The sequence below is a fragment of the Stappia sp. ABD4_338 genome (assembly GCF_056312175.1).
The window spans coordinates 2,857,520-2,875,483 of record NZ_CM149982.1 but is presented as its reverse complement, the minus strand read 5'-3'; the positions used below and the strand labels follow the sequence as shown (position 1 = coordinate 2,875,483).

At 67.1% G+C, this 17,964-nt stretch carries 13 protein-coding genes; 9 read left to right on the top strand and 4 right to left on the bottom strand.

Features of this window, described 5'->3' with window-relative positions; translation table 11 throughout:
• The first annotated feature begins 482 nt into the window (after nt 1-482).
• The 6 genes from hisS (at nt 483) to ACYX4S_RS12905 (ending at nt 8,111) form a co-directional block, all read left to right on the top strand.
• The gene (gene hisS / locus ACYX4S_RS12930; protein WP_476360472.1) at nt 483-2,102 is read left to right on the top strand and encodes a histidine--tRNA ligase; all 1,620 of its coding nucleotides are present in this window, start codon (nt 483-485) and stop codon (nt 2,100-2,102) included.
• On the top strand, nt 2,099-3,211 hold the full coding sequence (locus ACYX4S_RS12925) for an ATP phosphoribosyltransferase regulatory subunit (protein WP_476360471.1): 1,113 nt from the start codon (nt 2,099-2,101) through the stop codon (nt 3,209-3,211). Before hisS ends, ACYX4S_RS12925 begins: the two co-directional genes overlap by 4 nt.
• Nucleotides 3,212-3,289: 78 nt before the next feature.
• The gene (gene hisG, locus ACYX4S_RS12920) at nt 3,290-4,288 is read left to right on the top strand and encodes an ATP phosphoribosyltransferase (RefSeq protein WP_476360470.1); all 999 of its coding nucleotides are present in this window, start codon (nt 3,290-3,292) and stop codon (nt 4,286-4,288) included.
• A gap of 241 nt (nt 4,289-4,529) precedes the next feature.
• Entirely contained in the window at nt 4,530-5,630 is a 1,101-nt protein-coding gene (locus ACYX4S_RS12915) for a glycosyltransferase family 2 protein (RefSeq protein ID WP_293719753.1), read from the top strand.
• A gap of 7 nt (nt 5,631-5,637) precedes the next feature.
• Nucleotides 5,638-7,164, top strand: a complete 1,527-nt coding sequence (locus ACYX4S_RS12910; RefSeq protein WP_476360469.1) for a glycosyltransferase family 39 protein — start codon at nt 5,638-5,640, stop codon at nt 7,162-7,164.
• Nucleotides 7,165-7,304: 140 nt separating this feature from the next.
• The gene (locus ACYX4S_RS12905) at nt 7,305-8,111 is read left to right on the top strand and encodes a ChbG/HpnK family deacetylase (protein ID WP_476360468.1); all 807 of its coding nucleotides are present in this window, start codon (nt 7,305-7,307) and stop codon (nt 8,109-8,111) included.
• Here the strand turns inward: ACYX4S_RS12905 and ACYX4S_RS12900 are convergent.
• The gene (locus ACYX4S_RS12900; protein ID WP_476360467.1) at nt 8,105-9,748 is read right to left on the bottom strand and encodes an ankyrin repeat domain-containing protein; all 1,644 of its coding nucleotides are present in this window, start codon (nt 9,746-9,748) and stop codon (nt 8,105-8,107) included. The two genes, ACYX4S_RS12905 and ACYX4S_RS12900, sit on opposite strands and share 7 nt — an antisense overlap.
• 607 nt (nt 9,749-10,355) lie before the next feature.
• Between ACYX4S_RS12900 and ACYX4S_RS12895 the strand changes: the two genes are divergently transcribed.
• Nucleotides 10,356-11,045 carry a Crp/Fnr family transcriptional regulator gene (locus tag ACYX4S_RS12895; protein WP_422068137.1) on the top strand — a complete coding sequence of 230 codons (690 nt, stop codon included), beginning with the start codon at nt 10,356-10,358 and terminating at the stop codon, nt 11,043-11,045.
• 471 nt (nt 11,046-11,516) lie between these two features.
• Nucleotides 11,517-13,571 carry a methyl-accepting chemotaxis protein gene (locus ACYX4S_RS12890; protein WP_476360466.1) on the top strand — a complete coding sequence of 685 codons (2,055 nt, stop codon included), beginning with the start codon at nt 11,517-11,519 and terminating at the stop codon, nt 13,569-13,571.
• 88 nt (nt 13,572-13,659) lie between these two features.
• Here the strand turns inward: ACYX4S_RS12890 and ACYX4S_RS12885 are convergent, their stop codons facing one another.
• Complete coding sequence (locus tag ACYX4S_RS12885; protein ID WP_422068140.1) at nt 13,660-14,085, bottom strand: META domain-containing protein; 426 nt, start codon at nt 14,083-14,085, stop codon at nt 13,660-13,662.
• A 368-nt stretch (nt 14,086-14,453) separates the two neighbouring features.
• Here ACYX4S_RS12885 and ACYX4S_RS12880 point away from each other — a divergent pair, with 368 nt between their 5' ends.
• The gene (locus tag ACYX4S_RS12880; RefSeq protein WP_422068141.1) at nt 14,454-14,726 is read left to right on the top strand and encodes a DUF6460 domain-containing protein; all 273 of its coding nucleotides are present in this window, start codon (nt 14,454-14,456) and stop codon (nt 14,724-14,726) included.
• Nucleotides 14,727-14,745: 19 nt separating this feature from the next.
• On the opposite strand, the gene ACYX4S_RS12875 is transcribed toward ACYX4S_RS12880, so the two are convergent.
• Nucleotides 14,746-15,648: a histone deacetylase family protein gene (locus ACYX4S_RS12875; protein ID WP_476360465.1), complete on the bottom strand. Its 903-nt coding sequence runs from the start codon at nt 15,646-15,648 to the stop codon at nt 14,746-14,748.
• A gap of 104 nt (nt 15,649-15,752) precedes the next feature.
• Nucleotides 15,753-17,957, bottom strand: coding sequence for a 3-hydroxyacyl-CoA dehydrogenase NAD-binding domain-containing protein (locus ACYX4S_RS12870; RefSeq protein ID WP_476360464.1), 2,205 nt, complete (start codon nt 17,955-17,957; stop codon nt 15,753-15,755).
• Between the last annotated feature and the right edge of the window lie 7 nt (nt 17,958-17,964).

Genomic DNA, 17,964 nt, shown 5'->3' with positions numbered 1-17,964 from the left:
GGCTCTCCGCTTCGCTACGTCCGGGGTGACGGCGGAGTTTGAGGACACGAGGGAGCCGGGGTCACGCTCCTTGTCATCCCTGTCGCCTGCTCTCCTCTCCAGCGTCACCCCGGGCAAGGGCTGCAGGCCCGCGCCCCGGGGCCTATTGGCAACCCCAGCCGAGGGTGAAAGGCCCGGCGGGGGCTGCGAGGGCAAGTCTCCGTCGCGCCGGCCTCACATGCGGCCGCGTGGATTGGGCCCCGGCTCTCCGCTTCGCTGCGTCCGGGGTGACGGCGGAGGTCGAGGACGCGAGAGAGCAGGGACCACGCTCCTTGTCATCCCTGCGAAGGCAGGGATCCAGTATCCTCGATAGGCGGTGCGATGCGCCGGCGGGGGCGTGCAAATCCCCGCGATCCTTGCCCGAAAGCCCGCTTTCGTCTAGGACACCGGCAACCGGCGGCACCCCGCCGCCCGAGGCACTTTCTGACGGATCCCGCTCGTCCATGGCAAAGACCAAACCGAACAAGCTGAAGGCGCGCCTGCCGCGCGGCTTCGTCGACCGTTCCGCGTCCGACATTCGCGCCACCGACGCGATGCTGTCGAAGATCAGGGGCGTCTACGAGAGCTACGGCTTCGATCCGGTCGAGACGCCGGCCTTCGAGTATACCGACTGTCTCGGCAAGTTCCTGCCCGACACGGACCGGCCCAATGCCGGCGTCTTCTCCGTGCAGGACGATGACGAGCAGTGGATGAGCCTGCGCTACGATCTCACCGCGCCGCTCGCCCGCCATGTGGCGGAACACATCAACGAGATCCAGCTTCCCTTCCGCAGCTATCGCGCGGGCTGGGTGTTCCGTAACGAGAAGCCGGGGCCGGGCCGCTTCCGCCAGTTCATGCAGTTCGACGCCGACACGGTCGGCGCGCCGGGCGTCCAGGCGGACGCCGAGATGTGCATGATGATGGCCGATGTCATGGACGCGCTGGGCATCTATGAAATCGACGAGAACGGCAACAAGAAGCCGCTCTATGTCATCCGCGTCAACAACCGCAAGGTGCTCGACGGCGTGATGGAGGCCATCGGCCTTGGCGGCGAGGAAAACGCCGAGCGCCGGCTGACGGTGCTGCGTGCCATCGACAAGCTCGACAAGTTCGGCATGGAGGGCGTGCGCCTGCTGCTGGGAGAGGGCCGCAAGGACGAGAGCGGCGATTTCACCAAGGGCGCGGGGCTGAGCGGCGAGCAGATAGACCGCTTGCAGCCTGTAATCATGGGCTTCAGGGTGGCCTTGCCCAAGGTGGAGGGCTCCGACCTTCCCTATGATGACATGATCCCGAACGAGAAAACCGGAAACTTCGCGGACAATATCGCCACCTGCGAGAGGCTGGTACGTGACGCGACCAACGATATCGAGCGGGAAGGCGCGGAGGAATTGCTCGCAATCAGCCGGCTGGTCACGGCTGCGGGTTATGGCACCAAGCGCATTTTGATCGACACCTCCGTCGTCCGTGGCCTCGAGTATTACACCGGCCCGGTCTATGAGGCGGAGTTGCTGTTTCCCGTCCCCAACGAGAAGGGCGAGGTCGTGCAGTTCGGTTCCGTCGGCGGCGGCGGGCGCTATGACGGGCTCGTCAAGCGTTTCACGGGCCGCGACGTTCCGGCAACGGGCTTCTCCATCGGTGTCTCGCGCCTGATGACGGCACTCAAGAACCTCGGCAAGCTCGAGGCCGAGGAGGTGCTTGCCCCCGTCCTCGTCACCGTGATGGACGGCGATGCGGAGAGCCTGGCGCGCTACCAGCGCATGACGCAGGAACTGCGCGCCGCCGGCATCCGCACCGAGATGTATCAGGGCAACTGGAAGAAGTTCGGCAACCAGCTCAAGTATGCCGACCGGCGCGACTGTCCGCTCGCCATCATCCAGGGCGGTGACGAGCGCGCCGAGGGCACTGTCCAGATCAAGGATCTGGTGGAGGGCAAGCGTCTGTCCGGCGAGATCGCCGACAATGTGACCTGGCGCGAGAGCCGCCCGGCGCAGGTGAGCGTCCCGGAGGGCGAGCTTGTCGCCACCGTGCGCCGGATGCTGGCCGAGCAGGCGGACGACCGCGAAAAGGGAGCAGGCAGCCGATGAGCCTTCTCAGCGAAACCCACGCCGGACTGGCCTCCCTTCTGGAAACGGCCGGCTTCCCGCGCGTCGAACCCGCGATTCTGCAGCCCGCGTCCCTGTTTCTCGACCTGATCGGCGAGGACATTCGCGGCCGCATGTTCCTGACCGCCGGTCCGGACGGCGAGGAGATGTGTCTGCGGCCCGACTACACCATTCCCGTCTGCCGCGCCCATCTCGACGGCGAGGACGCGCGCACGCCGGCGCGTTATTCCTATGTCGGCAAGGTGTTCCGCCAGCGCAGCCAGGGCGCACCGGAGTTCCTGCAGGCGGGTGTCGAGTGCTTCGGCCGCGACGATCTGGAAGCCGCCGACGCGGAAATCCTGGCGCTCGGCCTCGACAGCGTCCGTCACCTCGGCGTTGACGACGCCGACGTGCGCATCGGCGACGAGGGTCTGTTTCGTGCCGTTCTGGAGGCGCTTTGCCCACCAGCGGCCTGGAGCCGTCGCCTTGGCGAGCTTTTTGGCGAGACCGACCGTCTCGAGGCGGCGCTTGCCGTCATGGGCGCGAGCGAGGAGACCGGCAGCGCCCTTCCGGCAACGCCGACGCTCGCCCGTGTGCTCGAAGGGCTGGATCCGGCGGCGGCCAAGGGAGCGGTCGCCGAGCTTCTCGGGCTGACGGGCCTGCGCCCGGTCGGCGGGCGCTCGGCCGCCGATATCGCCGAGCGCCTGCTGGAGCAGGCGAGCCTGTCTGCCCAGGATCCGGCTACGGTCCGGGCGGCGGAGCTTTTGTCACGCTACCTGAAGATTTCCGGCACGCCGCGTGCGGCGCTCGCCGAGATCGAGGCCTTCGCCGCCGCGCAAGGGCTGGACCTCGGCACCGCGCCCGCGCGCTTCGCCGCGCGCCTTGAGGCCCTCGAGGCGCGGGGGATTGCCGCGGACGGCATGAGCTTCTCGGCCAGCTTCGGCCGCCGGCTCGACTATTACACGGGCTTCGTCTTCGAAATTCATTCCAGCTCGCGCCCGCAGGCGGGACACATCGTCGGCGGTGGTCGCTATGACCGGCTGCTGTCGCTTCTTGGTGCCAGCGAGCCCATTCCCGCGACAGGCTTTTCCATCTGGCTCGATCGCATCTGACACCCCGGGAGAGCGGACGTGGCGGGGGACACGCCACGCCCGGCACGAGCGGCTCGGGCCGCCCGACATGAGGCAGACATGACGACACCATTGATCATCGCCATTCCCTCCAAGGGCCGGCTGCAGGACAACACCCACGACTTCTTCGCCCGCGCCGGCCTGCCGGTGAAGCGGCCGGGAGGCGCGCGCAACTACCGTGGCCGTCTGGGACGTTTCGATGCGGCGGATGTGGAGATCGCCTTCCTGTCGGCCTCCGAGATCGCGCGCGAGCTCAGCGCCGGCAAGGCGCATCTCGGTGTCACCGGCCTCGACCTGGTGAGCGAGACCATCGCGAACCCCGAGGAGAGCGTGCATGTGGTGACGCCGCTCGGCTTCGGCTTCGCGGATGTGGTTGTCGCGGTGCCGGACGCCTGGATCGATGTCTCGACCATGGCCGACCTCGTGGATGTCGCCTCGCATTTCCGCGCGCGGGGCGGGGCCTCCGTCGCCGGCGGGCGCATCCGTGTCGCGACCAAGTATCTGGCGCTGACCCGGGCCTTTTTCGCGGAACACGGCCTGTCCGACTACCGCATCGTCGAAAGCGCCGGCGCGACGGAAGGCGCACCCGCCGCTGGCACGGCGGAGCTCATCGTCGACATCACGACCACCGGCTCGACCCTTGCGGCGAACAATCTCAAGGTGCTCGACGACGGCGTCATCCTGAAGAGCGAAGCCAACCTGGTCGCCTCCCGCAGCGCGTCCTGGAGCGAGGCGCAGCGCGCGGCCGCCCGTCTCATCCTCGACAGGATTTCCGCCGAGGAACGCGCGCGCGGCTTCCGCGAGATCCGCGCGCTCGTGCAGGCGCCGGAACTGACCGCGCGAGCTGCGGGAGAGACCTTCAGCGCCATCGCGCCCTTCGGCACGCAGGTCGGCCAACCCCTGCTCCTGCATTGCCCGACGGGAAACGCCGCCGATTGCGCCAGGCTGCTGCGCGATCACGGCGCGCCGCATGTCAGCGTGACGACGCTCGACTATGTCTTCACCGCGCAGAACCCGCTGTTCGACGCGCTGGCCGAAAAGATCCCGGCCGCCGGGTGAACGTGCGTCAGGGGACGCGCTTTACCGTGTCGCGAGGTGGCGCTGTCCAAGACGCTTGCAATCGGGGCGCGGCGGACTATGGTCCCGCGCGGCATGGGAGGGATCGACCGGCGCGCTGCGCGAACCGGCCACCGGCAACAGGACAGCGAATTCAGGCGTGAAACCGACCCGTTCCGATTTTTCCGCCGGCGTCTCCGGCAGCGACCGTGAGCGCAACCGCGCGGACGCCTTTGCGCCGGCCGTGCTTTCCGTGGTGCTTCCGACCTACAACGAGCGCGACAACCTGCCCGTGCTGCTGGAGCGGCTCGAGACGGCGCTCGCCGGTATCGACTGGGAGGCGATCGTCGTCGACGACAATTCGCCCGACGGAACCGGGGAACTCGCCCGCGAACTCGCCCACATCAACCCGCGTCTGCGCGTGATCCGCAGGGTCGGACGGCGCGGTCTGTCGGGCGCCTGCGTGGAAGGGATGCTGGCGTCCTCCGCCGACTATGTCGCGGTGATGGACGCCGACCTTCAGCATGACGAGACGCTGCTGCCCAGGATGCTTGCCGCACTTTCCGGCGCCGACAACAAGGGCGGCGCGGATCTTGCCGTTGCCAGCCGCCACGTCGAAGGCGGAGCGGTGGGCGAGGGGCTTTCGGGCGTTCGCGCTTCGGGATCGGGTCTTGCCAACCGTCTGGCGCGCACCTTTCTCAAGGTCGAGCTTTCCGATCCGATGAGCGGCTTCTTCATGATCCGCCGGGCGGAGGTCGAACGCCTTGCCCCGAAATTGTCGTCGCAGGGGTTCAAGATCCTGCTCGACATCGTCGCGAGTGCACGCGGCTCGTTGCGGATCGTCGAGCTTCCCTTCGTCTTCCGCGAGCGGCTGCACGGCGAAAGCAAGCTCGACACCCTCGTCGCACTCGATTTTTTGGGGCTCATCTTGTCCAAGCTCGCCGGAGATCTCGTCTCCATCCGCTTCCTGATGTTCATGATGGTGGGAGCCTCGGGCGTCGTCGTGCACATGGCGGTGCTCTTCACGCTGACCGAACTCTTCGCCGTGCCCTTCACCGCGGCGCAGACGTCGGCCACATTCGTCGCGATGACGTCGAACTTCTGGCTCAACAACCGCCTGACCTACCGGGATCGCCGGCTGAAGGGGCTGGCGGCCCTGCGCGGCCTGCTCACCTTCTACCTGGTGTGCAGCTTCGGCGTTCTGGCCAACGTCGGCGTCGCGACCATGATCTACCGCGAGGACGGCGGTCCGCTGCTCATCGGCATTGCCGGCGCCGCCGGCGCGGTCATGGGTGCGGTGTGGAACTATGCCGCAAGCTCCGTGCTGACCTGGCGCAAGGCCTGATCCCGCCATGACGACCGCCGCGCCGCGTCGCGAAAGCGATCCGACACTTCCGTTTTTCCTGCGTCCCGCCGGGCTCGTGCTCGTCGTCGGCGTGCTGACGGCGATCAAGCTCTTCGTCGCCGGCGCCTCCGGACTTGCCGAGGACGAGGCCTACTACCGCCTTTGGGGCCTCGCGCCGGCTCTTGGCTACTATGATCATCCGCCCATGATCGCCTGGTGGACCTGGGCGGGCCTGTCACTGTCGGGCGACGGATCGCTTGGCGTGCGCCTGATGCCGGTGCTTGCCGGGATGCTCGGCTCGCTCGCGCTGTGGCGCACGGGCCTGCTGCTCTTCGGCGAGCGGGCGGGCAGCTATGCGGTGCTGCTGTTCAACGCGGCGCCCATCATCGGCATCGGCGGCCTGATGGCGACGCCGGACGCGCCCTCCGTCTTCTTCTGGGGGCTGGCGATCTGGGCGCTGGCCGAACTGCACCGGAGCGGCAACGGCTGGTGGTGGATCGCCATCGGAGCGATCGCGGGCCTCGGCCTGACATCGAAATACTCCGTCCTGTTCCTCGGTGCGGGCATCGTGCTGTGGCTCGTTTTCGTACCCGAGGCGCGGCGCTGGTGGCGTTCCTGGCAACTGTGGGCGGGTGGTGCCGTCGCGGTTGCGCTTTTCGCCCCGGTGATCTCCTGGAACGCGGCCCACGAATGGGCGTCCTTCGTCAAGCAGTTCGGCCGGGCCGTGCCACACGGCTGGACGCTGAAGTACGTCGGCGAGTTCTTCGGCGCGCTCGCGGGGCTTTTGAACCCGATCACGGCGGTTCTGGTCCTCGTCGGCCTTGGCGGCTTGGTCGCGGATGTGCGCAAGGGGCGGGCCGAGGCCGGGTTGCTGTTCTGGACCAGCCTGCCGTTCCTGACCTATCTGCTGTTTCATTCCTTCCACACCCGCGTGCAGGCCAACTGGCCGGCGCCGCTCTATCCCGCGCTCGTGCTGCTGGCGGCAAGCGTCGCCGCCGCTCCGCCGCTGACGGGACGCAGGGTCTGGCGGGGCCTTGCCGCCTGCGCCATCGTCGTCGGCATCGCCCTGGGCACGCTGGTGCAGATCCACGCCGTCGTTCCGATCACCGGCGCCTTCGCGCGCAAGGATCCGACTTTCCAGATCCGGGGCTGGGAGGGCATTCGCGGTGCGGTGCTGCGCATGGCGAAGGAGCAGAAGGTCTCCTGGATCGCCACTCATGGCTACGGGCTCAACGCCCAGCTCTCCTTCGCCCTGCGCGACACCACGCTGCGCGTCGAGCAGGTCAGCGAACGTATCCGCTATGTGATGGCGGAGCCGCTGCCGGTGGAGGTCGTTTCGCGTCCGGCGCTCTTCGTGACCGAGAAACGGCGCGATCCGGGCGTCGACAAGCTGCGGGAGCGCTTCGGCGAGGTGGTTCGCCTTGGCACTCTCACGCGTACGGTGAAGGGCGTCACGCTCGAGAACCTTCTGGTCTACAAGGTGGCCAATCCGCGCGGCGGCGACCCGCGTGATCCGGTCTACCCGCTTCCCTGAGCGGCGTGAGGCGAAGGGCCCTTGCAGGAATTGACGCTTGGCAAGGCAAAATGCCTCGGCCATAGCTTATGGGTCCGCGCCCCATGGCGTGGTCCCGTGATCGGGACGGGACCTAGGACGACAGGTCGCGAAAACAACGCATGAAGCGCATTCAGCTTACCGCGCCCGACTACGGGCTCACATTCGGCATCGACCGCGCGCTGCGCCAGCTCGCGCAGGACGGGTTGCTTTCGGCAATCGGCTGCGTCGTCGCCTCCGATCTGTGGTCGCGCGAATATCTGCCCCTGCGCGATGCGGTGGACGCCGTGCGCCATCACACGCGGATCGGCCTGACACTGACGCTGACCGGCCCGCATGCACCGCTGTCGGTGCGTGGTCGGGAACTCTTCGGCGAGCAGCTTCCGCGTGCGCGCTGGTGGCGCTGGCGAGACCGGTTGCGGCTCGTGCCCGACGAGGTGCTGGCGGAGGAAACCGACGCGCAGTTCACCTGTTTCGAGGAGTTCTATCAGCGCCCCGCCGAGTTCCTGCATGTGGGCGATGACCTCTTGGCCTGTCCGCGTATCGCGCGCGTCGTGCTCAAGCAGACCGGCCTTCGCCGCGTGCGGCCCTCGATCGTTTCGCCGTTCCCAACCGATCCCGCCGCCCGGCCCGGGCGCGCGGAAAAGCGCCTTGCCCGGCTCGCCCGGGAGAACGGACTGAGGATCGTGCCCCGCGCGCCGTCCTTCCCCACGAGCCCCGGCCGCAAGGTGCTGGAACAGCATGTCTGGCGCGGACTCAACGGACAGGAGGACGGCGCCGTCGTGCTCTGCCAGCCGGGCGAGGTGGACGACAGGCTCCGGCGCAGCGAACCGCGCGCGGCCCAGGAGGCGCGGCAGGCCCAACTCGATTTCCTTCGAAGCCAGGCTTTCTCGCTGCTGATCGTGGAAAAGGACATCTTCCTCTACTGACGAGGAAGCGGCGCGTCGTCCCGTGCCTCGCCGAGCAGCAGCGCGCTGACGTCCTCGTCGAACAGGCGCCGACAGCCTTCCAGGAGCACGCATTCGGGATGTGCGGGGTCGCGCAGCGCGCGGGCAAGACCGTGTGCGCGCAGCACCTGAGCGCAACCGACCCAGTCGCCGTCGTCCCTCGGGCGGTTGACCGATGCCCAGCTCAGCGTGCCGCAGACATCGTCGCCATAGGCGTGCCGGGCGTGCCATGAGGCGCCATGAGCCAGCAGGTGATCGGCAAGGTCGGCGTTGCCCTGGAACACGGCGTGGTTCAGGGCGCTTGCCGACCAGTCGCCACCGGCAACGTCGATCGGCCAGCCCAGGCCCACCATCAGCTTCACGGCCTCGACGCACCCGGCCTCGGCGAGTTCCGGAAGCAGTTTCAGACGTACCGGGTCGAGCGAGGCGGGAAGGTCCGCCCGGCGGGAAAGGATCTCTCGTGCGGCGCTCTCGTCGGCTTGCGCACAGGCCGAGAGAAAGGCGTCTTCCTCGCTCACCCGTGTGTCGCCGTCAGCCTTGCCCAGAAGCTCCGCCACCTCCGTCAGGCCGTTGCGCACAGCCTGGATGCGGGCACTGACGCCATCACCGGTGCGTGCGGACGGATCGGCTCCGGCGGCAAGGATCGCCTCGACATGCGCGCGCGAGCGCCGGCGCCGGATCGCGTGGAGGAGCACTCGTCCGTCGGAAAGCTCCTCGCTTTCGCCAGCATGGATCAGAAGCAGCCGGAAGGTGTCGATGTCGTCGAAATCGAGGCAGCGCATGAGTGCGTTGGTGCCTGTCACGGTCGCGCCTGCTTCAAGCAGCAACGGCGTGCAGACCGGATTGTCCAGCGAATGGTAGAGTGACTCGCCGTCATTCGGGTCGGCTCCGGCCGCGAGAAGGCACCTGGTGAGCGCCGGGTCGTGGTTGACGCCGGCGGCCCCGTGCAGCGCGCTGACCTGCCAGGTCTCGGCCGGAATGCGGGAGGACAATTGCCAGGTCCGCTTGATGCGCCGGTTGGGATCTGCGCCGGTGTCGAGTAGGAGGCTCGCGATGGTCCGAAGCCTTTCGCCATGGTCGCCAAGCGTGAGAAGGCTGGAGTGGGTCGTTGCGATGAGCGGCGTCAGGTCGAGCTTACCGCCTTGTCGGTTCACCCAGTCGGGATCGCCTGCCAGTGTCGCCCGCACCGTCCCGACATCGCCCGCCGCGCAGGCAATCCATGGATCGTGCCGGGCAAGGTTCGGGTGTTCCTCCAGGAGCCGCGCCGCCAGATGCGGGCGGGACCGGGTCATGCCGCCTGCAATGTCGCTCGAGTAGACGAGGTCGAGGAAGGCGGTCGCGAGAGCGTCCGGGTCCGAGGAACGAAGGCGGCTGATCTCCACATGGGTCCGAAGGTCGGCCCACGAGGCGAACCCGTATTCGCGGGCGATGCAGGATTGTGCGTCGTGCAGGCGAAACGGATGCCGCGCCAGCGTCCCAGGTGTCAGGCCGCGCACGGCCGGCAGGGCCTTGGCGAATCTCTCGAGTGCTCCGGCGTCGCCGCCGCGCGCGCCGGCGAGAAGCGTCTTGGCCTGTCGCTTGAGATGCTCGATGTCGGGACGTGCGGGAAGGGGCTTCATCGTGACCTCCGTGCATTGTATGCCGACGACCCGCAGCTCGGCTGCACAAAGGCGTGAGAAAGCAAGGATTCTCGGGCAAGTGGGTTAAACCCTTCCCGCGGGTCCGGAGGCGGCCTGCACCGCGCTATGGAACCGTAAGGACCGCTCCTGAGCTTGTCAAACGCGGCTGGCGGGGGAAGGGCGATCGGCCCCTGAAAACGCGAAACCCGGCCCCCCGCGGGGAACGGGAGCCGGGGTTTCGTGTGGAGGGACGACAGGTCAGGATCGCCGTCCCTTGAACAACAATATGGGGACGATTTCGTTCCAGCGAAGTGACGAGTGTCACAAGGCGCCCGTCTTCGCGGGGGACGATTGTCTTCACACCTGCGTGTGAAGGCGGTTCCTCCGGTGCGATCTTGGTATAAGATGGGGGCCTTGCAAGACAGAAAGCAGCCGCGAACACGGTACGCGGGCCGGGGCAGGTCCGAAGCCGGGCTGGGAAGCTGTCTTGCGGGAGAGAACGACCCGCGCACGGCGCGGGCGGACGCGGCAGGGAATGAGGCTGAAACAGCGACGCCGGCGATCCGGCGTGCCGTTCGGCCGTCAAGGGTAGCGGGGCGCGGGGCGGATGCTCGAGCTGAGAGCCTTTCTCGAGAACAGCTTCTCCATGCAGGGGCTCGATTGCCAACTCGCCGGGGGGCTTGCCGCCCTGGCGCGGCCCATGTCGGTCAAGCCCGGTGCCATCCTCTTCGAAGCAGGGGACCCCGGCAATGGATGCTATGCCATTCTGGAAGGGTCCCTGAAGGTGTCCATCGTCAGCTATGACGGTGACGAGCAGCTTCTGGCGGTGCTTGGCCCGGGCGCCATCGTCGGCGAACTGGCCCTTCTCGACGGGCGTGCGCGTTCGGCGACCGTGACCGCGCTCAAGCCCGCGCGTCTCGCCTTCATCGAGAAACATGCGTTCGAGCGTTTCGCCGACGAGAACCCGGCGCTTTACCGTCACATGCTGTCGATCGTCGGCCAGCGCCTGCGCCAGGCGAACGACGTTCTTGCGGCACGCTCCTTCCTGCCCCTGCCGGGGCGGGTCGCCCAGGCCCTGCTTCAGCTTGCCGATACCTTCGGCAAGCCCGTCGATCAGGGCCGTATCCTGATCCACTACAAGCTTTCCCAGGCGGATATCGCCAACATGGCTGGCGCAGCGCGCGAAAACGTCAGCCGCGTGCTCAACGACTGGAAGCGGGCGGGCACGATCAGCCGCATTTCCGGCTACTACTGCCTGGAAAAGCCGGAGTGGTTGCGCGAGGCGTCGGCGCTCTGAGGAATGCGTGAACCCTTGGGCGCAGCCCTGTTCCGACAGGTTGGCACGCCTTTTCGCATGATCCGGCTCGTCCTGCCGCTGATTTAGGTCGGGTGATCCCGCGCAGATGACGCTACGGCAATTTTCCGGTTTCGACAGTTCTGGCCGAGGCGGGAGACGAAGAAACGCCGGTTTTCCGCTCGTTTGGAACGCCTGTCGTTGTCGATTGCATGTATTACGTATTTTTGCACTCGTAAAAAATTATATGCTTGTTGTTTCGCAATTACCGAAGTGGACGTTGCGACAGTTTTTGAGATGTAAGACGTTTTTGTATTAATTGGTTTTTCTCTGCTGAATTTGGTCGATATTCCTGAATAATGTCAGTGAATTGTCATATTTTTTAAGTCCGAAAGCGATTAAGTCGATGGTAACGCAGTCATGCGACAGAATTCGAGGTCCGAATGTCCTTGAAGTCTGCGTGTGAGGCCCTCGATGCGGTTTGCCGATTTTTCGATCCGGAACAAGCTTCTTGCAAGCGCCGGAATTCTGTTTCTCGTTTCCGTGGCAGGTGTGAGCCTGTCGGGGTCCCTGGTGATGTCGTCCTCGGTCGAGGTCGCTGCCGAGCGTGAGGCCGAGGCTCTGCTCGAGGGGTATGCGAGTGACGTTGCCGGCGATATCGGCAATGCGATCACGACCGCCAAGACGTCGGCCATGGCGGTCGAGGGGCTCCTGTCCGGCGGAATGCGCGACCGGGACCGTCTTGGCGACATGATGATCCGCACCGTGGAGGCGAACCCGGAACTGGTCGGAATGACGCTGGCGTTCGAGCCGAACGGGCTTGACGGCAAGGACGCGGCATTCACGGATCACAAGTATTCGGACGCGGCGGGTCGTTTCGTTCCCTACTTCTACCACGACAGCAACGGCGACGTGGTCGTCGAGAAGCTGGTGATGACCAAGGAGGCGGGCACCGAGGGCTGGTACGACAAGCCGGTGCGCGAGAACCGCTCCCTCATCACGCCGCCCTACACCTATCCCATCGATGGCAAGGACGTGCTCATGACGACCGTGAGCTGGGTCGTTCGCGAGAACGGCAAGGCCGTCGGCATCACCACGTCCGACCTGTTGCTGTCCGACATCGTGACCCAGATGGCCTCCAAGCGCCCGTTCGGGGCGGGTGAGGTCAAGCTCGTGGGTGGCGACAACCTCTGGGTCGCCAACTCCGACGCCGGCAAGCTCGGCAAGGTGGTCGAGGATCCGGGCGTGCTCAAGCTGCTTGGCGAAAGCGCCTCCGGGGTTCGCGTCCTGAACGAGGGCGGACGTTATCTGGCTCTGCGTCCGGTCTCCTTTCCGGGTGTCGAGGAGCAGTGGTTCGTGGCGGTCGATGTGCCCTTCTCCGCGATGGTCGCGGGGGCGACGAGCGCACGCAACACGATGTTCGCCATTTCGGCTGGCTTCCTCGTCGTTCTGCTCGGGATCGTGTGGTTCGGTGCTGGCATGATCGCCCGTCCGGTGGTCGAACTCACCGGTATCATGAGCCGGCTGGCCGGTGGCGACACCTCGGTCGAGGTGACCCAGGACGAGCGTGGCGACGAGATCGGCGACATGGCGCGTGCGGTCGAGACCTTCCGCGAGAACGCGCTGGAGCGGCAGCGTCTCGAGGCGGCCCAGTCAGGTGAGGAAGAGGCGCGCGCCGCCCGCCAGGCACGGGTGGAGGCGCTGATTTCGGAGTTCCGCGAGGCGACCTCGCATCTGACGGGAACCGTCAGCCAGACGGCGGCGAGCCTGGACGCCACGGCGCGCGAGCTGACCGGCATGGCCGGTGAAAGCGCCGAGAGCGCCGCCGAGACCACCGAGGCCAGCGCCCGGGCCACCGACAGCGTGCAGACCGTCGCCTCGGCGGCGGAGGAACTGTCTGCCTCCATCGGCGAGATCTCGCGCCAGATCGGCCAGACGACCCAGGTCGTCAGCCAGGCCACCCAGGGCACCCAGACCACCAACGAGAAGGTCGCGGGCCTCGCCCAGGCCGCCAACAAGATCGGCGAGGTCGTGACCCTCATCCAGGCGATCGCCGAGCAGACCAACCTTCTGGCCCTCAACGCCACCATCGAGGCGGCGCGCGCGGGCGAGGCCGGCAAGGGCTTCGCCGTTGTGGCGGCGGAGGTGAAGGAACTCGCCACGCAGACCTCCAAGGCGACCGAGGAGATCTCCGCCCAGATCGCGGCGATCCAGGGCTCGACCGGCGAGGCGGTGACGGCGATCGGCGAGATCGCCCAGATCATGCAGGAGGTGAACGGCTACACCACCTCCATCGCCTCGGCGGTGGAGCAGCAGGGCGCCGCGACGAGCGACATCTCGCGCTCGGTGCAGCAGGCGGCCGAGGGAACCGGCTCCGTGACGCGGACCATGGAGCGTCTCGCCTCGACGGTGGAGAACACCTCCTCCGCCGCCTCGAGCGTGCTCGGCGCTTCCGAGGCCATGGCCCGCGACACCCACGCACTGAGCCAGGAGATCGACAGCTTCCTCACCCGCGTGGCCGCGGCCTGAGGCAACGGCAGGAACATTTCGGACCGAAACGCGAAGGGCGCGGCCATGATGGCCGCGCCCTTTTCGTGTTCGCAAAGGGTGGCTGGCGCTATTTGCCGACAAGAACGACGACGGCGGCGCCAGTGCCGTCGCGCAGCATGACGCGGCCCGGCATCCCGTCCACCTGCACGGCGGCGGGGAAGTAGCGCATGAAACGGCGTTCCAGGTCGCCGTTGAGGCCCTTGCAGTCCATGTGCGTCGACATGACGTCGCTGGACACGTCGAGCGCGCGCCCGTTCTGCTCCAGGGTGCCGCGCAGCCGGTTGCAGCCGGCGGAGGCCATCCACAGCCCGTGGCGGTCGACACGAACCTCGGTGCTGCTTGTCAGGCCGCCATCCAGATCGACCAGCGCGCCGGTGGCGGTGGCGATGGCGGCGATGCGCCATTCTCCGGTGAGTGACGGGTTCGCCTGCTCGGCCGCCGCCGGAACGATCAGGCTGGCAAGAAGGGCGAGAGAAAGCGTGGCGCGGAACATCTTGTCTTCAGCTCCCCTACCGGTGAATGCTGTCCGGTGCGGATCGGCCGAAACGCTCGAGCACGTACAGGCCGCCCCATGCGGCGCGCCGTGCGGTTCGTTCCGGCTGGTGTCGGTTGAGACGGGACGGCGCGGTTCGCAAGGCCGACCGTCTCGCAGCAGGTGGTCCATCGAATCGCAGCTCGTGCGAAAGTGCAACCGCCCCTGCGGCATTTCCTGTGTCTTCCTCCAATGTGGCCTGAAAGCGGCACGGATTCCGTTGGGACCGGATTTCCGTTTGATCCTGCCGCTGAGGCCCCCTACATCTCGCTCTGACGAGCCGGCCTCGCGCCGTGCCGCAACACCCTCAACGCCCGGGACACATTGCCATGTCGAACCGTTCTCTCGATCGTTTCCTCGGAGGTTCGCCGGGCGCAGTCGTGCTGAAGCTGGTGTTCCTGTCCTTCGTCGTCGGGGTGCTCATGTCGGCGCTGAACCTGCATCCGCTCGACCTCTTCGACGGGCTGCTCTCCTTCATCGAGCGGCTGTGGAACATGGGCTTTGAGGCGCTGGGACGGCTCGGCGGCTATTTCGTGCTCGGCGCCATCGTCGTGATCCCCGTCTGGCTGGTGCTCCGGCTGATGAGCTACGGGCGCGGCTGAGCTCCCACCGCGAGCCGTTTCACGCAAACTCCGCCGCCACGGCGAAAAGGCCGGCGTGCCGGCGCGCCAGCCGGTCGATGTCTTCCAGATAGCCACCGCCGATGACGCAGGCGAGCGGCAGCCCCGCTTCACGCACGCGCGCCATCACCATGCGTTCGCGCGCCCGCAGGCCCGCATCGGACAGTGCGAGCCGCCCCAGCCGGTCTTCCAGATGCGGGTCGACGCCGGCGTTGAGGAACACGATGTCGGGCGCGCCCGCGGCCAGGGCCGTTTCGAGCGCCGGAGCAAGGGCCGCCAGGTAGTCGTCGTCCGCACAGGCGTCGGGAAGCGCCACGTCGAGGGAAGAGGGGCGCTTGCGCACCGGGTAGTTCTTCTCGCCATGCAGCGACAGCGTGAAGACGCTGTCATCGCCCGCGAAGATCGCGGCCGTTCCGTCGCCCTGGTGCACGTCGAGATCGACCACCAGCGCGCGACCGATCGCGCCGTCCGCCTGCAGCACCCGGATCGCCACGGCGACGTCGTTGAAGACGCAGAAGCCCGCGCCCTGCTCGCGGCGAGAATGATGGCTGCCTCCCGCGGTGTTGAGCGCTAGGCCGTGCTCGAGCGCGAGCGTTGCCGCAAGCACGGTGCCGGCGGTGGCGCAACGGGCGCGCAGGGCAACGGACGCGGTCATGGGCAGTCCGATTTCGCGGGCGACCTTCTGCGGCACGCTCGACGACAGGACCTGGTCGACATAGGCGCGGTCATGGGCGAGCGTCAGCCATTCGGCCGGTGCGGGAACGGGCTGGTGAAAGCCGCCGGGGCCCAGGAAGCCCTCTTCGGTCAGAACCTCCGCGAGCCGGCGGAACTTGTTCATGGGAAACCGGTGGGCGGCCGGAATGTCGGCGCAATAGGCGGGGTGATGAACGATCGGGAGCGACATCGGGCGAGCGGACCGGACGGTTTGCGGATGGCGGAACGATGGAGGGGCCGGAAGCGCGTGCCGCCGACCCCTTGTCGTGTCTTACGCGTCCGCGCCGGACCGGATCAAGCCGCCGATGTCTCGCGCGCCGGTGCGAAGCGGCGGTAGAAGCGGTCGTCGGTCTTCGCCATGTCGATCAGCAGCGCGTTGGGGGCGAAGCGCTCGCCATGGGCCTGCGTAAAGCGTTCGCACAGCTCGACGAAGGCGCGGGTGCCCATGCCGTCGATGTAGGACAGCGTGCCGCCGGAATAGGGCGCGAAGCCGAAGCCGAGGATCGAGCCCACGTCCGCCTCGCGCACGTCGCTCAGGCAGCCTTCCTCGAAGATGCGCGCCGTCTCCAGGGCCTGCATGACGAGCAGTCGCTGCTTGAGTTCGGTGACGTCGAAGCTCTCGGCCGGCTTCGGTTCGCCGACGACGTCGGGAATGCCCGGCCACAGCGCCTTGTCACGGCCCTGGTAGTCGTAGAAGCCCTTGGCGTTCTTGCGCCCGAAGCGCTCGCGCTTGACGACCATCTCTTCCAGGATCGCGTCGAGCGGGCTTGGCTTGTAGGCCTCGCCCAGGTCCTTGCGGGTCGCGGAGACGATCTTCCAGGCGAGATCCAGTGCCACCTCGTCGCCGAGCGACAGCGGTCCGACCGGCATTCCCGCCATCTTGCCGCAGGTCTCGACCATGGCCGCCGGCACCCCGTCGGCCAGCATCAGAAGCCCCTCGCGGATGTAGGTCATGACCACGCGCGAGGTGTAGAAGCCACGGCTGTCGTTGACGACGATCGGTGTCTTCCTGATCGCGCGCACGAAGTCGAGCGCGGTGGCGAGCGCCTCGTCGCCGGTCTCTTCGCCCATGATGACCTCGACCAGCATCATCTTGTCGACGGGCGAGAAGAAGTGAATGCCGATGAAGTCCTTCGGACGCGACGAGGCCTGGGCCAGCGACGTGATCGGCAGCGTCGAGGTGTTCGACGCGTAGATCGCGCCGTCACCCATGGCGGCTTCCGCCTGCTCGGTGACCTTGCGCTTGATCTCCCGGTCCTCGAACACCGCCTCGATGACGAGATCGCAGCCGGAAAGCTGCGCATAGTCGGTCGTCGGCGTGATGAGCGACAGGAGCTTTTCCTTGTCCGCCTCGCTCGCCCGCCCGCGCTTGATGGCCTTGGACATCAACTCGTCGGAGTGAGCCTTGCCCTTGTCGGCGGCGGCCTGGTCGCGGTCGATCAGCACGACCTCGATGCCGGCCTTGGCGCTGACATAGGCGATGCCCGCGCCCATGAAGCCCGCGCCCAGAACGCCGAGCTTCTTCACCGAGCGGTCCGAAACGCCCTCCGGCCGGCGAGCGCCCTTGTTGAGTTCCTGCATCGAGACGAAGAGCGAGCGGATCATCGCCGCGGCTTCGGGCGTCTGCAGAACGTGGGCGAAGAAGCGGCTTTCGACCGTCAGGGCCTGGTCCATGGAGAGCTGAAGCCCTTCGTAGACCGCGCTCAGCAGGCCGCGCGCGCCGGGGTAGTTGTCATGGGTCTCGCGGCGGTAGATCGCATTGGCAGCGGGCCAGAACTGGAAGCCCGCCGGCGACTGGATCGGACCGCCCGGCAGCTTGAAGCCCTTCTTGTCCCAGGGTTTCACCGCGTCGACGCCGCCTTTCAGCAGTTCGCGCGCGGCATCCACCAGCGTGTCGGCGGGCGCCGTCGCGTCGATGAGGCCCATGGCCTTCGCCTTGCGCGCGTCCAGTGTCCTGCCCTGAAGCAGGAACTGCAGGCCCTGCTGGGGATCGCACATGCGCATCACGCGCTGGGTTCCGCCGGCACCCGGGAACAGGCCGACCTTGACCTCGGGAAGCGCCATCTTGAAGGCATCGCCCTCGGCCGCGATGCGGGCGTGACAGGCCAGCGCCAGTTCGGTGCCGCCACCCATGGTGGTGCCGTTCAGCGCCGCCACGAACGGCTTCCCGCAGGTCTCCAGCTTGCGGTAGATGAGCGACAGGCGGCGCGAGCCGTCGAACAGCATCCGCGCGGCGCCTTCCGGGTCGTCGGCCCTTGTGCGGTGGAATTCGCCGAGAAGGCCCTCCAGCATGGTGAGATCGGCACCGCCGGTGAAGGTGGACTTTCCGGAGGTGATGATCGCGCCCGTGACAGCCTCGTCGGCGACGATCCGGTCGATGATCGCGTCGAGTTCGTCCATGACGCTCATGTCGATGACGTTCATCGACTTGCCGGCCATGTCCCAGGTGACGAGTGCGATGCCGTCGTCGGTCGTCAGGGTGAAGTTCTTGTAGGTCATGATGGTG

Coding starts and splice junctions, on each gene's coding strand:
- ACYX4S_RS12910 (WP_476360469.1), top strand. CDS start 5,638: ATGACGACCGCCGCGCCGCGTCGCGAAAGCGATCCGACACTTCCGTTT.
- ACYX4S_RS12900 (WP_476360467.1), bottom strand. CDS start 9,748: ATGAAGCCCCTTCCCGCACGTCCCGACATCGAGCATCTCAAGCGACAG.
- ACYX4S_RS12885 (WP_422068140.1), bottom strand. CDS start 14,085: ATGTTCCGCGCCACGCTTTCTCTCGCCCTTCTTGCCAGCCTGATCGTT.
- ACYX4S_RS12880 (WP_422068141.1), top strand. CDS start 14,454: ATGTCGAACCGTTCTCTCGATCGTTTCCTCGGAGGTTCGCCGGGCGCA.
- ACYX4S_RS12925 (WP_476360471.1), top strand. CDS start 2,099: ATGAGCCTTCTCAGCGAAACCCACGCCGGACTGGCCTCCCTTCTGGAA.
- ACYX4S_RS12875 (WP_476360465.1), bottom strand. CDS start 15,648: ATGTCGCTCCCGATCGTTCATCACCCCGCCTATTGCGCCGACATTCCG.
- ACYX4S_RS12870 (WP_476360464.1), bottom strand. CDS start 17,957: ATGACCTACAAGAACTTCACCCTGACGACCGACGACGGCATCGCACTC.
- ACYX4S_RS12895 (WP_422068137.1), top strand. CDS start 10,356: ATGCTCGAGCTGAGAGCCTTTCTCGAGAACAGCTTCTCCATGCAGGGG.
- hisS (WP_476360472.1), top strand. CDS start 483: ATGGCAAAGACCAAACCGAACAAGCTGAAGGCGCGCCTGCCGCGCGGC.
- hisG (WP_476360470.1), top strand. CDS start 3,290: ATGACGACACCATTGATCATCGCCATTCCCTCCAAGGGCCGGCTGCAG.
- ACYX4S_RS12890 (WP_476360466.1), top strand. CDS start 11,517: ATGCGGTTTGCCGATTTTTCGATCCGGAACAAGCTTCTTGCAAGCGCC.
- ACYX4S_RS12905 (WP_476360468.1), top strand. CDS start 7,305: ATGAAGCGCATTCAGCTTACCGCGCCCGACTACGGGCTCACATTCGGC.